Annotated in this window: 12 protein-coding genes; 7 read left to right on the forward strand and 5 right to left on the reverse strand. The window is 68.1% G+C overall.

All coding sequences use genetic code 11. The features are described from left to right. Nucleotides 1-121: 121 nt before the first annotated feature. The 5 genes from HZA32_04695 (at nucleotide 122) to HZA32_04715 (ending at nucleotide 5,386) form a co-directional block, all read left to right on the forward strand. The gene (locus HZA32_04695) at nucleotides 122-1,699 is read left to right on the forward strand and encodes an ankyrin repeat domain-containing protein (protein ID MBI5423360.1); all 1,578 of its coding nucleotides are present in this window, start codon (nucleotides 122-124) and stop codon (nucleotides 1,697-1,699) included. Nucleotides 1,700-1,743: 44 nt separating this feature from the next. Further along, nucleotides 1,744-2,892, forward strand: coding sequence for an RsmB/NOP family class I SAM-dependent RNA methyltransferase (locus HZA32_04700; protein ID MBI5423361.1), 1,149 nt, complete (start codon nucleotides 1,744-1,746; stop codon nucleotides 2,890-2,892). Beyond that, nucleotides 2,877-3,749 carry a methyltransferase domain-containing protein gene (locus HZA32_04705; protein MBI5423362.1) on the forward strand — a complete coding sequence of 291 codons (873 nt, stop codon included), beginning with the start codon at nucleotides 2,877-2,879 and terminating at the stop codon, nucleotides 3,747-3,749. The genes HZA32_04700 and HZA32_04705 overlap by 16 nt, the downstream gene beginning before the upstream one ends. Before the next feature lie 110 nt (nucleotides 3,750-3,859). Further along, nucleotides 3,860-4,750 (forward strand): helix-turn-helix domain-containing protein, encoded by an 891-nt coding sequence (locus HZA32_04710; protein MBI5423363.1) that lies wholly within the window; start codon nucleotides 3,860-3,862, stop codon nucleotides 4,748-4,750. Between the two features lie 150 nt (nucleotides 4,751-4,900). Then, a complete protein-coding gene (locus HZA32_04715; GenBank protein MBI5423364.1) occupies nucleotides 4,901-5,386 on the forward strand; it encodes a thioredoxin family protein in 486 nt (161 codons plus the stop codon). A gap of 269 nt (nucleotides 5,387-5,655) precedes the next feature. Here the strand turns inward: HZA32_04715 and HZA32_04720 are convergent, their stop codons facing one another. Continuing rightward, nucleotides 5,656-7,506 (reverse strand): autotransporter domain-containing protein, encoded by a 1,851-nt coding sequence (locus tag HZA32_04720; GenBank protein ID MBI5423365.1) that lies wholly within the window; start codon nucleotides 7,504-7,506, stop codon nucleotides 5,656-5,658. Between the two features lie 88 nt (nucleotides 7,507-7,594). Further along, nucleotides 7,595-8,191 (reverse strand): GNAT family N-acetyltransferase, encoded by a 597-nt coding sequence (locus HZA32_04725; protein ID MBI5423366.1) that lies wholly within the window; start codon nucleotides 8,189-8,191, stop codon nucleotides 7,595-7,597. 209 nt (nucleotides 8,192-8,400) lie between these two features. Here HZA32_04725 and HZA32_04730 point away from each other — a divergent pair, with 209 nt between their 5' ends. Then, nucleotides 8,401-9,165, forward strand: a complete 765-nt coding sequence (locus tag HZA32_04730) for an endonuclease/exonuclease/phosphatase family protein (GenBank protein MBI5423367.1) — start codon at nucleotides 8,401-8,403, stop codon at nucleotides 9,163-9,165. Nucleotides 9,166-9,505: 340 nt separating this feature from the next. On the opposite strand, the gene HZA32_04735 is transcribed toward HZA32_04730, so the two are convergent. Next, nucleotides 9,506-9,991, reverse strand: coding sequence for an SRPBCC family protein (locus HZA32_04735; GenBank protein MBI5423368.1), 486 nt, complete (start codon nucleotides 9,989-9,991; stop codon nucleotides 9,506-9,508). A gap of 73 nt (nucleotides 9,992-10,064) precedes the next feature. Then, a complete protein-coding gene (locus HZA32_04740; GenBank protein MBI5423369.1) occupies nucleotides 10,065-10,556 on the reverse strand; it encodes an FKBP-type peptidyl-prolyl cis-trans isomerase in 492 nt (163 codons plus the stop codon). Nucleotides 10,557-10,657: 101 nt separating this feature from the next. Here HZA32_04740 and HZA32_04745 point away from each other — a divergent pair, with 101 nt between their 5' ends. Next, nucleotides 10,658-11,647, forward strand: coding sequence for a hypothetical protein (locus HZA32_04745; GenBank protein ID MBI5423370.1), 990 nt, complete (start codon nucleotides 10,658-10,660; stop codon nucleotides 11,645-11,647). Between the two features lie 71 nt (nucleotides 11,648-11,718). On the opposite strand, the gene HZA32_04750 is transcribed toward HZA32_04745, so the two are convergent. Continuing rightward, the gene (locus tag HZA32_04750; protein ID MBI5423371.1) at nucleotides 11,719-13,290 is read right to left on the reverse strand and encodes an MCP four helix bundle domain-containing protein; all 1,572 of its coding nucleotides are present in this window, start codon (nucleotides 13,288-13,290) and stop codon (nucleotides 11,719-11,721) included. Between the last annotated feature and the right edge of the window lie 101 nt (nucleotides 13,291-13,391).

Consider the following 13,391-nt stretch of genomic DNA (forward strand, 5'->3'; position numbering starts at 1 on the left):
CGCGTGCGCTTCGGGCGCCGGCAGATCCGCGCAAAGGGCTGAGCCCACCTCTCACTACTCGGTTCACTGCACGTTTCCTCGTGCTGCTGCTTGCGGATCGCAGCGATAGCATGAAGGTCACATGATAACGCAGTTACCCGCGCGACCCGATCTCGCGCAGCTCAAGAAGCAGGCCAAGGACCTGCTCTCCGCCGCCCGCACCGTGCAACCCGCCGCCCTCGCCCGCTTCCGCGCGCTCCCGGCGTTCGCCGCGCACACCAACGCGCAGCTCGCCGCGCTCCGCTTCGCCCTCCACGACGCCCAATCCGTCATCGCCCGCGAACACGGCTTCCCCTCCTGGACCGCCCTTCGCGAACGCGTCGAGGAACTCACCCTCGCCTCCGACCAAGCCGTCGCCCAATTCACCCGCGCCTCCGTCGAGCAACGCCTCGGCCGCGCCGAGCGCCTGCTCGCGCTCTACCCTGAACTCGTCGCGCGCGACTTCCACGCCGCACTCGTTTTCGGCGACACCGCGAGCGTGCAACGCCACCTCGCCGCCCAGCCCGCGCTCGCCACCCGCCGCGGCGGCCCCCTCGACTGGGAACCGCTCCTCTACGTCGCCCACTCGCGCTGGGCCGCGAAAAACCCCGACGCCCTCACCGCCACCGCGCAACTCCTCCTCGCCCACGGCGCCGACGCCAACACGCACTCCTTCCACAACGGCAACCCACACGAACCGCTCAGCGCCCTCTGGGCCGCGAGCTGCCACTCGCGCAATCTCGCGCTCACGCGCCTCCTCCTCGCGCACGGCGCCAAACCCGACGACGGCGAATCCGTCTACCACGCCGCCGAACACGGCGACCTCGAAATGCTCGACCTCCTCGCCGCGCACGGTGCCCAGTCCGACGGCGGCGCTGGCAACGCCCGTTGGACCAACACGCCGCTCTACTTCATCCTCGGCCACTACGCCGGCCTCGCCTTCGACGAGAAAGCCCGCCGCGGCGCCCGCTGGTTGCTCGAGCACGGCGCGAATCCGAATCGCGTCTGCTACCCGGACAAATCCGGCGAGACGCCGCTCCACGCCGCCGCACGCCACTGGGACGCCGCGATGATCGACCTGCTCCTCGCCCACGGCGCCGATCTCCACGCTCGCCGCCGCGACGGCCGCACCGCCCTCACGCTCGCGCTGCTCCACGGTCGCACCGCCGCCGCCGACGCCCTCCGCGCCGCCGGCGCCGACGCGCAGCTGAGCGACGCCGAGCAATTCCTCGCCGCCTGCATGCGCGGCGACCGCGCGGAGGCCATTCGCCTGCGCCATCCCGCCGTCATCGCCGCCCACCCCAACCTCCTCGCCGAGGCCGGCCCCGCCGCCACCGAAGCCATGCTCGACGCCGGCTTCGACGTCGCCGCCACCGGCGGCATGGGCGAGACCGCGCTCCACTGGGCCTGTTTCACCGGCAACCTCGCGAAGGCCAAGATTCTCATCGCCCGCGGCGCCCCGCTCGATCTCCGCGACCGCCAATACCGCTCGCTCCCGCTCGGCTGGTGCCACTACGCCTTCGTCAACCAGCCCGCGCCCGACGGCGACTACCTCGGCGTCGCCCGGGCGCTCCTCGAAGCCGGCGCCACGCCGCCGACCGACACGGAACTCGAAGACTGGATTGGCGGCGACGAAATCATCGGCGTGATCGCCGACTTCACGCGCCAGCACGGCGCCTGATTCTTCCCTTCCTTTTTGGCCGTCGCCGCTCTTTCGTAGCGGCGATGGCCGACTCCGCCCTCCTCAACGAAACCGCCCGCGTCCTGAAGCTCGTCCAAGCGGGCACGCCCGCCGACGCCGCCCTGCGCGAGACGCTCGGCCGCACGCGCCACAGCTCCGCGCCCGCGCTCCGCCGCGCCGTCAGCCGCGCCGTGTTCGCCTATTTCCGCTGGCTGCGCTGGCTCGAACCGAAGCAGTCGCTGCAAAAACAGGCGCAAGCCGCGCTCGATCTCCAAGCCCGCTTCGACCGCGCCCCCGACTCCTTCAAACCCGAAGCCCTCGCCGCCCGCGCCGTCCCCGACTGGCTCAAGAGCGAGATGGACGTCCCGCCCGACTGGCTCCGCCAACTCCAGCGCGAACCCATCCTCTGGCTCCGCGCGAAGGCGAATGACTCGCTCGCCGGCTCATCCATTGCCGAGCATCTAGTGACAGTTTCGCTCTCCGACTACCGCGCGGAAAGCTCCCTCACCGCTGGAATTTATCTTGGTCAGCGCGACCTCTTCCTCACCGACGAATTCCGCGACGGCCGCTTCGAGATTCAGGACCTCGCCTCCCAACTCGTCGGCCACGCCTGCGCGCCGCAGCCCGGCCAGACGTGGTGGGACGCCTGCGCCGGCGAAGGCGGCAAGACCCTGCACCTCTCCGACCTGATGCAGAACAAGGGCCTGCTTTGGGCCAGCGACCGCTCCCTCCGCCGCCTCGATCATCTCAAGAAACGCGCCTCGCGCGCCGGCGCCTTCAACTACCGCGCCGCCCCGTGGGACGGCTCCGCCAAGCTCCCGACGAAAACCAAATTCGACGGCGTCCTCGTCGACGCGCCGTGCAGCGGCATCGGCACCTGGCAGCGCAACCCGCACGCGCGCTGGACCACGCAGCCGTCCGACATCCACGAACTCGCCGCCGTGCAAGCCAAGCTGCTCGACCACGTCGCCGGCTCGCTCAAACCCGGCGGCCGCCTCGTCTACGCCGTCTGCACGCTCGCCCGCGCCGAGACCACCGCCATCGCCGAAGCCTTCACCGCCGCCCACGCCGACTTCGAGCCCGCGCCCGTGTTTTCCAGCTCTCAGCTCTCAGCCCTCAGCTCTCAGCTTTTCCTTCACCCCCACGAGCTGAACGCAAACGGCATGTTCATCGCCGCATGGCGCCGCAAGTGACCAAAATCACCGGCGCCACCGTCCGCGCCGACTTCAACGCCGTCGAATCGGTCGTGCATTACTCGCGCGCCGCCGAACGGCTCGGCCTCTGGGCCTCCGAGCGCAAGCTGATCGATCAGCACTTTCCCGACCGCCGCGCCCCGCTGCTCGAAGCCGGCTGCGGCACCGGCCGCGTGACGCTCGCTCTCGCCGAACTCGGCTACACCAAGCTCACCGCCTTCGACTTCGCCGAGGAACTCCTCGACCAAGCCCGCCACTTCGCACGCGAGAAAAAACTCACCCGCCGTATCCGCTTCCTTCACGCCGACGCCACGCAACTCCCCCTCTCCGGTAACCTAATAGGTGACCGCTCTCCCTCACCGCAGAGTGAAAAGAAGCCCACACGCCAACCGAAGAGTAACCTATTAGGTTACTCGGCCGAGGGCGGCCACGCCGGCTTTGCCGGCGCGCTGTTCCTCTTCAACGGCCTCATGCAAATCCCCGGCCGCGAGAATCGCCGCGCGGCGCTGCGCGGACTGCTCGCGCTCGTTCGGCCGGGCGCGCCGCTGCTGTTCACAACGCATGACCGCGACGACGAACCCGCGGAACGCCGCCACTGGGCGCGGCACGCCGAACTCTGGGCGCAGGGCAAACAGGACCCGGCGCTCGTCGAATTCGGCGACCGCTACTTCGTCGACGACGACCACTACCGCGTCTTCATGCATTTGCCCGACCGCACCGAGATCCTCGAAGATCTCGCGGCCACCGGTTGGAAACACGAGTGGGACGAGATGCGCCGGCGCGTCGCGATGGAGTCGGCCGCCGTAAAGGATTTCTCCGACGAGTGCCGCTTCTGGCTCGCGCGCAAGCCGACATAGTTTCGCAACCCCGCGCCCGAAGGTCGCGGGCCGCCTCGCTCCGATCTGATTCGCACAAGAAATCAAGCGCCGCCCCCACCCGCTGTGTTAGAGTCATCCCGTCGCCCCTCATGGATCACTACCGCCAAGCCGTCATCCGCGCCGCCGACACGATCGAACGCCACTTGCGCGAGCCGATCTCCCTCGACGCCATCGCGCGCCGCGCCGGCTTCTCGCTCTGGCATTTCCACCGCATCTTCGCCGAGATGACCGGCGACTCGCTCGGCTCCTACATCCGCAAGCGCCGGCTCACCGCCGCGGCCGATGAACTGCGCCAAACTCGCCGTCCCATCCTCGAACTCGCGCTCGATTTCCAATTCGAATCACACGAGGCCTTCACGCGCGCCTTCCGCGCCGCCTTCGACGTCACGCCGAGCGAGTTCCGCCGCCGCGGCGGCCTCGCGTGGAACCGCACGCGTCCGCGCCTCACGCTGCGCCGCCTCAAACGACTCCCCCGCCAGACCACCATGGAACCCACTCTCATCGAACTGCCCCCCCTCAATCTGCTCGGCCTCACCGCCCGCTTCATCGGCCCGATGTCGCCTGACGCCGACAACACCGACGTGGTGCCGAAACTCTACGGCCGCTTTTGCCCGCAGATCGCCCGCCTCCAACCGCAGGTCGACCAATACGTCTACGGCGCCGTGCGCTGTCCCGCCGACGGTGACCGCCGCCATCCCGACGAGTTGGAATATCTCGCCGCCATCAACGTCGCCCCGGCGCGCGAAGCGGCCCCGCCGTTCGCGCTCTGGCGCATCCGCGCCGGCACCTACGCGTGCTTCACGCACCGCGGGCCCGTCGCGAAACTGGGCGAGACGATCAACTACGCGTTCGGCTCCTGGCTCCCGCGCTCGAAGTTCATCCACAGCGGCGGACCGAATCTCGACCGGCAGGACGAGCGCTTCGGCGACGGCGGCGCCACGTGCGAGTTCGATTTCCTCGTCCCGATTCGCGCGAAGTGAAAGGTGGCTTTCGGCGAGGTGGAACGCGTTGACCTCAACGCGTTCGAAGCTCTCGCTGCAAATCGCACGCTCGAGCGCGTTGGGGGTCAACGCGCTCCACCCTTGATCCGCAGACTCGACGCACGGCGGTTCGCCACTACGCTGCGCGTCATGCGCAAAGCTATCTTCTGCCTCGTCCTCCTCGCCGCCACCGCGCTCCGCGCCGAACCGGAATACCCCAAGGCCGGCCCCGACATCTACGACACCCAAGCCGACGGCTCGGCGCTGGTCACCGAGGCCGTCAGCCTCGCCAAGCGCGACCAGAAGCACGTGATCCTCGTGTTCGGCGCAAACTGGTGCATCTGGTGCCGCCGCCTGCATGAGCTTTTCGAAAACAACAGCGCCGTGCGCCGCGAGTTGAAGGCTCACTACGTCGTCGCGTGGATCGACGTGAACCACCGCGACGGCAAGAAGCGCAACGACAAGGTCAACGAGAACTACGGCAACCCCATCCAGCACGGCCTGCCGGTGATCGTCGTGCTCGACCGCAACGGCCACATGCTCACGACGCAGGAGACCGGCGCGCTCGAAGACGGCAAATCCGCCCACGATCCGGACAAGGTCGTCGCGTTCCTCCGTCAGTGGATGCCGGAGTGAAGCGGGCGACCCGCTGGTGGTTTGAGCCAAACGACACTGGCGCTGAACGCGCGTAGCGTGCGGTAGGGCGGGACCGCTGGGCCCGCCGTCACGCGCTCGCGGCTCACCCCGCAGTCGCGTCCGACCAGCGATGCCAGCTTCGTCGCTTCGTCAGGCGCTCTGCGACAAATCCGCCGCGCCGTCCGCTCCGGCGGCTCACGTTTCGGCAAAGAAAAAGGCCGCGCTTCACGCGCGGCCTTCGTTTTTGAATCGGTCTGGCGGACGTCGGCTCAGAAACCGGTGTGGAGCGAGAGCGAGTATTGGTTCGCCGTTTCGCCGTTCTTGCGGAAGTCCGCGAGATAGCCGACGGACCAGCCCCAGTTCTTGCTCACCGCGCCGCTGACGCGCGCGCCGAGCTTGAAGGTCTCGCCGAGGCCGTCGTCGACGGTCGTCGTGCCGGTGGCAGCCACCGTGTCGGCGAGGCGGCCGGAGAGGCTGCGAGTGTTTTCATTCACGTCCTTCTGATAGACCGCGGTCCCGCTGAGGACGAACGGCTGCTCGTTGAAGCGCACGGTATAGTCGACATTCGCGCCGAGCTGCGCGTCGAACGACTTCGCGTTCTGACCGCCGAAGACGAAGTTCAGTCCGGGCACGCCGCTCTCGGTGTAGCCGTCGAGCTTGGCCTTCGCGTAACGCAGGCCCGCGAACGGCGTGAAGCGCCACGCATCGGAAACGAGATCCCAGCCCACGCGAACGTGCGCCGCGGTGCGATCGCCGTCACTCTTCGCGGTGGTCGCCATGCCGCCGAGGGCGGTCGTGCGCTTCACGTCCTTGAAGTCCTGCGTGCCCACGCCGACGGATCCGTCGGCGAAGAAGCTGCCGGACTTCCATTGCGCGAACGCCGTCACCATCTGGCCGCGCATCACGGAGGAACCGGCGGCGCCGTCCAGATCGGTTTCGAGGTTCTCCGCCGAGACGGCGAGGCCGACCAGCAGGTTGGACGCGAGGCTGTAGTCGAAGCCAGCGGTCACGGCGTTGCCGGAATAGTCGAAGCCCGCCTGATAGCCGGCGGCCTTGAACGAACCCGACTTCGACGAGAAACTCACGAAGCCGTCGGCCTGATGGCGGGCGACTCCGAGGCGCGAGGCATCGAGGCGCGACTGCAGGGAGTCGGCCGAAAGATCGGTCGCCACGAGCGCCGTGGTGCCGCGCGCGGCGAAGGTGCCGAGCACGAACTCGGGATTGAGCACTTCGGTGAGCACGGCGGCGAAGAGCGCGTGGGTCTTCGTCGTCGGGTGAATGCCATCCCAGAACACGTAGCGGCTGATGTCACCCGGATTGCCGCCAGCGGTCATGATGTCGATCGGGTCTTGGTTCGCGATGGAGAACCCGAACGTCTGCGGGTTGTTGACGATCGTCTGGAAGATGGAGCCGAGGTCGAACACGGTGACATTCACGCCGGAGAGGCTGCTCAGGCCCGCGATGCGGGTCTTGATGTCGCCGTTGAACGCGTAGGACGCGGTCTGCATCAGCGACGCGGCGGAGGCACCCGAGCCCGTCGTGAAGCGCGGGGTCTTCGAGATGTCGGGCAGGTTCAGCACGAGGATGTTTTTCGCCCCGAGGCCGGCGAGCGACTGCACGGCGTTGGCGACGGCGGTGGACGCGGCGATCGCGGTGTTGGTCATCGCGTTGGCGTTCTGATTGGCCGGGACCTGCACGGCGTTGAGCAGGTCGTTCGCGCCGGCGAGCAGGACGTAGAGGCCATTCGCGTTCGCGGTGATGCCGCGCGCCTGATACATCGCGACCTGTTGCGAGAGGTTCGGCACGGCGCTGCCGGTGGCGGCGGTGGCGCCGGCGAAGGCGAAGTTCAGCTTCGCGGCGTTCGACGAGGTGGTCGCCGCGGCGGCGAGGCCGGGAGCGAGATACTCGGCATAGGTGATGCCGTTCGAAACGCGGCCGGCGAAATACGGCGCGGGCGGCGAGCCGGTCAGGGCGAAGGTGTTGCCGCTGTCGGTGAGGCTGTCGCCGAAGAAGTAGTAGTTCGAAAACGTCCGGTTAGCCGGGACGGATTGAGCAAGGGCGGTGGCAGTGAGGCCGAGGGCGGCCAAGCCAGCGAGGATGCGCGAGCGCAGGTCGTTCATAGGGGTGTTGGGTTGATAGGCCGGCGGAATCGAGGCAACGCCCAGCGCGCTCGGCAAGCGCTATATCCGCCCCCCTGCCCCGGAGAAATCACCGGGCCAGCATGGCTTCGAGGCGCGCCCGATTCGCCGGCCAGTCCTCCGCGATCAGCGAAAACATGGCCGTGTTGCGGACGTAGCCGTCGAAGCGCGCCTGGTATTTGCGCAGGATGCCTTCGAACTGCCCGCCGATGCGCGCGATGGCGCGGCGCGAGGCCTCGTTGCGCTCGTCGGTCTTCAATTGCACGCGCACGGCACCGAGCGACTCGAACGCGTGGCGGAGCAGCAGGTATTTCGCCTCCGTGTTGATCGCGCTGCGCTGCGCCTCGCGGGCATACCAGGTGTTGCCGATCTCCAGACCGCGATTCGCGCGCCGGATGTCGAGGTAGCGCGTCGAGCCTACGATCTTGCCGTCGCTGCGGCGCACGACCGCCCACGCCACATCCGTCCCGACGGCGCTGTTGCGCAGGCCGTCGTCGAACCACGGGTGAAACACCGCGGGCTTCGCCAGCGTGTCGGTCAGAAACCACTGGAACACGTCCGGCAGTTGCTGCGCCGTGGCGAGCATCGGCGCGCGGTGGCGCTCATCGAGCGGTTCGAGGCGGACGTGCTGGCCTTCGAGGAGAATCGGACGCGGATCGAATGACATGGAGCGTTTTGTGCGCGAAGCGCCGCGCCGCCTCAAGTGCGCTCCGGCCACGCACCAGCACAGCGCGCGAGAAATCGCTTCGCGACGACGCCTCGCGCCGCCATGCTGCGGGCATGCACCTGTCCCTCGCCCGCCTTCTCGCGCTCGCCGCCGTCCTGCTCGGCTCGCTGTCCGCCGCCGAAAAGCCAGCCCCGCTGACGCTGCGCGTGATGACGTTCAACCTGCGCTTCGCCAGCGCGCAGCCGCCGCACGCCTGGCCCGAGCGTCGTCCGATCATGCAGCGCCTGATCGCGCGCGAGGCGCCCGATGTCATCGGCACGCAAGAAGGGCTCTACGGCCAGCTGCGCGACATGGCGGCCGACCTGCCGGCCTACGAATGGATCGGGCTCGGCCGCGAGGGCGGCAGTCGCGGCGAGTTCATGGCCGTGTTCTACCGCCGCGAAAAACTCGAGCCGGTCGCCTTCGATCATTTCTGGCTTTCGGACACACCCAACGTGATTGGCTCCGCCACGTGGGGCAATCGCTTCAAGCGCATGGTCACGTGGGTGCGTTTCCGCGAGCGCGCCACCGGGCGTGAGTTCGAGTTCTGGAACACGCATTTCGATCACGAAATCGAAGCCGCGCGCACCAAATCCGCCGCACTCATCGCCGAGCGTCTCTCCCGTGTCGACCACGCGACACCGTTGCTCCTCGTCGGCGATTTCAACTGCCTCGCTGGCGCGTGCGAACCCTACACCGTGCTCACCACGCGCGCGGGGTTGACCGACGCCTGGCTGGCGGCGGCGCACCGCACGAACGAAGGCTTGAACACCTTCCACGGCTACGAGCCGCCGAAACGGGACGGCGAGCGCATCGATTGGATCCTCGCCCGCGCACCCGCGGCCGTGACCGAAGCGGCCATTCTCGACTACGCCGAGAACGGCCAAACCCCGAGCGATCACTTTCCAGTGACCGCGACGGTGCGCTTCGACTAACCGCTCGAAACATCAGGCAAACGACGCGGCGCGATCGCAGCGAATGGTGGTCGTCGCCGTCCCCGGCGACGACGAAGGCTCTCGTGGCCGCCGTCGCGTTCGAGTCGCCGCCGGGGACGGCGGCGACCACCTGGAGCAACGAGTGAGGATTTCCCGGAAGAAGTGACGAGGACGGCACCACCGGTAGGGCGCGACCGCTGGGCGCGCCGCGAACGGGACGCCGCCCGCGCGGCGGGCCCAGCGGTCCCGCCCTACCGCCCGCTTCGTCACTTCTTCAGGAAATCCTCGATAAGCAGGCCGCCATCGAGTCCGCGCTGCACTCGCGCCGTCGCCTTTTTTTTCAGATCCGCTGCGCCAGGGCCTCGAGCTGTTGCGTCGCGATGCCCCAACCTTGGTGGAAGCCCATTTTCTCGTGCGCCTCGCGGTCGGCCACCGACCAATGGCGCACGCGCGCCGTGTAGAGCGTCCGCCCGTCGCCCGCGTCCTCGAACGTGATGATGCCGACGATGAACGCCTTCTCCGACGGCTCCCACGCACCGACAAACGCGTCCGTCCACACGAGCCGCTCGTTCGGGATCACTTCGAGATAGACGCCGCGATTCGGGAATTCCTGCCCTTCCGGCGACTGCATCACGATGTTGCTCGCGCCACCCGCGCGCAGGTCGGTCGTGGCGCGCACGGTCTTCCACGGCGGCGGCGTGAACCACTGCACAATGAGCGCGGGTTCGGTCCAGCAACGGTAGAGTTTCTCGCGCGGCGCGTTGAGCGTGCGCTGGAGAAAGAGTTCGCGATCGGCGATCGGCGTGGGAGTCGGGTTGGTTTCCATGTGGCGACTGATGATTGAGGTTCGCTCAATCGACGAAACACCCGCGCCGTTCCGGACACCGACGTTCCGCCGTTCAGCTCTTCGGATTCAGCTCGAGCACCTCGATCTCGAAGATCAGCGCGGAATTCGGCGGCACCTTGCCGGCGCGAATGCCGCCGTAGCCGAGATGCGGCGGGATGTAGACGAACGCCTTCCCTCCCGCGCGCATCGTCCCGACGCCGGCGGCGAGACCCGTGACGAGTTCCTGCACGCGAAACACCGCGGGCTTGTCCGGCGCCGAGCGATCGAACTCCGTGCCGTCGACCAGCCGTCCGACGTAGATCACGCGCACCTTGTCCATGCGCTGCGGCAACGCGCCCTCGCCCTCCTTCAGCGTCTTGATCCCCAGCCCGCTGTCGCGCCACGCGATGCCCGGCTCGGTGGCGATCTTCGCGCCGAACCAATTCTCGCGCCGCTGCTCCGCGACCGATTTTTCCGGCTGCGCCGGCGCTTCCGCTTCCTTCGGGCCGCAACCGGCAAGCGCGAGCACGAGGATGGAGAACAGGAGGGAGAGCGAACGCTTCATGCGCGGAGGTTGAGCCAACCCGCCCCCGAAATCAGCCCGAATTTCTCGCGCCGCGCGGCTCCGCGATTGAGTCCATCCCCGCGTCCGCGCAATCTCGCGGCATGGCTTGGGGACCACGTCGAGTTTTGTTCGTCTTCTTCCTGCTGCTGATTGCGAACGGCGCGGCGGCGGTGCGCGGCGCCTTTCAACGCCCGTCCGAGAACGAGCGCCTCGCCGCCCTCGGCAATCTCTACGAGGAGCCGGAGCTCACCCGCGAACTCTTCCGACCCGACGCGGACTTTCCGCCCATCGCCACACCGACGCGCGGCGACTGGCGGCTCTTCCACCGCGAGCCCGGCCAGAGTTTCGACGAGTTCCGCGCGAGCGAGCCACACCGCGCCGACGACCAACGCCGTGTGATCTACCTGCTGCCGCTTGGCGAATTTCCCGCGGACGATGCGCCCTCGCTCGCGCTGCTCCGCGAATACGCCGCCGTGTTCTTCCAGCTCGAGGTGAAAATCCTGCCCGCGTATTTCCCGCACGACCTCGAATTCGACCCACGCCAAAACGAGTTCACCCACAAGCGCCAGCGGCTCACGCGCGCGATCCTCGGCTGGCTGCACACGCGCCTGCCCGCCGACGCATTCTGCCTGCTCGCCGTCACGATGGACGACCTCTACCCGGACAAGGATTGGAACTTCGTCTTCGGCCAGGCCTCTCTCGAGGACCGCGTCGGCGTCTACAGTTTCGCGCGCTACGATCCGGCCTATTTCGACGAGAAGCGCGGCCCCGCGTGGCGTGACATCGCGCTGCGCCGCGCCTGCAAGATCCTAACCCACGAGACCGGCCACATGTTCGGGCTGTATCACTGCATCCATTTCGACTGCGTGATGAACGGCGCCAACTCGCTCGAGGAATCCGACCGCCAACCGCTGCACGCGTGTCCGGTTTGCCTCCGAAAACTGAAGTTCGGCGCGCGTTTCAATCCCATCACGCGCTACGAACAGCTTCGCGCCTACTACCGCGCCCGTGAGTGGTTCGACGACGCCGACTGGGTCGCGCGACAGCTGAAACGCGCGCCCACACCGCTCCCCGCTGCCGCGGCCAACTGAGCGCGCGAGCTGCGCGTCGCCGCGCGAAAACGTCCGATCGTTTCGGTCGCAACCGAATGTCGCCGGCGAGTTCAGCCGTGGCGGCGGTCCGCCATCGCGCGTGCCGGAATCTTGGGCCGCACGACGGCGGGCGACGGAGCTTGCTGCGCGAGGTGCGCCTCGTCCTGCTCCCGGCGTCCGCCGGAGAGCGTTTCGCCGAGTTGCGCGCCGCGATCGCCGGAACGGCGGCCGCCGACGAGCGACATCATGCCGCCGACGAGTTCCTGCACTCGCGCCGCTTGCTCGTCCAAACGCCGCGCCGCTTCCGCCGCTTGCTGCGCGGCGGCGGCGTTCGATTGCGTGCCGCGATCGAGCTGCGTGATGGAATTGTTGATCTGGTCGACGCCCTCGTGCTGTTGCCGCGACGAGGTGGTGATTTCGACGATGAATCCGTCCAAGCCTTTCACGCGCTCGCCCAACGTGGCGAGACACGCGACGACTTCCTCGCTCACGCGGATGCCCTCGTCGCTGCGGTGCAGCGCGGTCTCGATCTTGTCCGCTGTCTCGCGCGCGGCCGCCGCGCTGCGCTGGGCGAGTGCGCGGACTTCCTCGGCGACGACGGCGAAACCGGCGCCCGCCTCGCCCGCGCGCGCCGCTTCCACGGCGGCGTTCAATGCGAGCAAATTGGTCTGAAAGGCGATTTCGTCGATCGACTTCATGATTTGCGCAACCTCGTGACTCGAGGCGCGCATCTCGCCCATCGACGCGCTGAGCTTCGCCGCGGCCTGCGCGCCGGTATCGGCGGCCTCGCGGGCGCGCTTGGCGCCTTCGCTCGCCTCGCGGGCGCGATCGGCGTTTTGCCGCGTGGTAGCGGTCAACTCCGCCGTCGTGGCGCTCGTCTCCTCGATCGCGGCAGCCTGTTGCGCGGCGCCGTCAGCAAGACCTTGCGCCGCCGCCGCCACCTGCGTCGAGGCGACAGCCACTTGGTGCGAGCCGCCCATGAGCGCATCCGCGAGGTCGCGCAACTGCTGCCCCAGCGACCGCGACACGATCAACCCGATCACGAGAGACGCCACCGTCGCGCCAACGATGCAGCCGACGAGCACGCGCACGCCCAGCGTGGCTTGGGCGCGCACGCGTTGGTTCAATTGCTCGAGTCGGTCGACATTCGCGCGGGACAGCGCATCGAGGCCCGCGTTTTCGGCCTCGTAGGCGGGCAGCAGACGAGCCGTGCGCCACTCGCGGACTGCGCCCGGCGAGGCGCCCCCTTGCTGCAACTGCACGAACTCCCGCCACGTCGCCTCCCAAGTCTTGTGTCGTTCCTCGAACGCGCCGAATTCCTTCGCTTGCGGCGAGTCCTTCAAGCGCTCGCGACAATGCGCCACCAATCCCTCGATCTCGGCCGCGTTGGCCCGGATCCGTTGCTCGGTCTGCGACCGCGTCGCGGGGTCGTCGAGCGAGTGGCAAAGCCCGAAGGTCTCCTTCACCGCCTGCTGGATCCGCATGACCTGAAGCGCATCCGGCAGCGCCCGCTCGCCCATTTCCGCCGTCAGGCCGTTGATTGCCAGGTAGGCGTTGAACGAGCCTCCACCCACCACGCCCGCGATGGCCATGACGCAGGCGAAACCCAGCCCGACGCGACGCGTGACAGTCCAGTTCTTCATCGCAGGGGAGTGTGTCGCTGGTCGCGGCGGCAGCTGGCCCGCAGCGAGAGGCAGGTAACGAAAGACACGAGGGAAACGGCAAGTGGCATGGCTAAAGGCGC

The organism is Opitutia bacterium (genome assembly GCA_016217545.1).
Classification (GTDB): Bacteria; Verrucomicrobiota; Verrucomicrobiia; order Opitutales; family Opitutaceae; genus Didemnitutus.

What these genes read in the sequence shown, in the direction of transcription:
- HZA32_04695 (MBI5423360.1), top strand. Translation starts at nt 122, where the DNA reads ATGATAACGCAGTTACCCGCGCGACCCGATCTCGCGCAGCTCAAGAAG.
- HZA32_04700 (MBI5423361.1), top strand. Translation starts at nt 1,744, where the DNA reads ATGGCCGACTCCGCCCTCCTCAACGAAACCGCCCGCGTCCTGAAGCTC.
- HZA32_04705 (MBI5423362.1), top strand. Translation starts at nt 2,877, where the DNA reads ATGGCGCCGCAAGTGACCAAAATCACCGGCGCCACCGTCCGCGCCGAC.
- HZA32_04710 (MBI5423363.1), top strand. Translation starts at nt 3,860, where the DNA reads ATGGATCACTACCGCCAAGCCGTCATCCGCGCCGCCGACACGATCGAA.
- HZA32_04715 (MBI5423364.1), top strand. Translation starts at nt 4,901, where the DNA reads ATGCGCAAAGCTATCTTCTGCCTCGTCCTCCTCGCCGCCACCGCGCTC.
- HZA32_04720 (MBI5423365.1), bottom strand. Translation starts at nt 7,506, where the DNA reads ATGAACGACCTGCGCTCGCGCATCCTCGCTGGCTTGGCCGCCCTCGGC.
- HZA32_04725 (MBI5423366.1), bottom strand. Translation starts at nt 8,191, where the DNA reads ATGTCATTCGATCCGCGTCCGATTCTCCTCGAAGGCCAGCACGTCCGC.
- HZA32_04730 (MBI5423367.1), top strand. Translation starts at nt 8,401, where the DNA reads ATGACGTTCAACCTGCGCTTCGCCAGCGCGCAGCCGCCGCACGCCTGG.
- HZA32_04735 (MBI5423368.1), bottom strand. Translation starts at nt 9,991, where the DNA reads ATGGAAACCAACCCGACTCCCACGCCGATCGCCGATCGCGAACTCTTT.
- HZA32_04740 (MBI5423369.1), bottom strand. Translation starts at nt 10,556, where the DNA reads ATGAAGCGTTCGCTCTCCCTCCTGTTCTCCATCCTCGTGCTCGCGCTT.
- HZA32_04745 (MBI5423370.1), top strand. Translation starts at nt 10,658, where the DNA reads ATGGCTTGGGGACCACGTCGAGTTTTGTTCGTCTTCTTCCTGCTGCTG.
- HZA32_04750 (MBI5423371.1), bottom strand. Translation starts at nt 13,290, where the DNA reads ATGAAGAACTGGACTGTCACGCGTCGCGTCGGGCTGGGTTTCGCCTGC.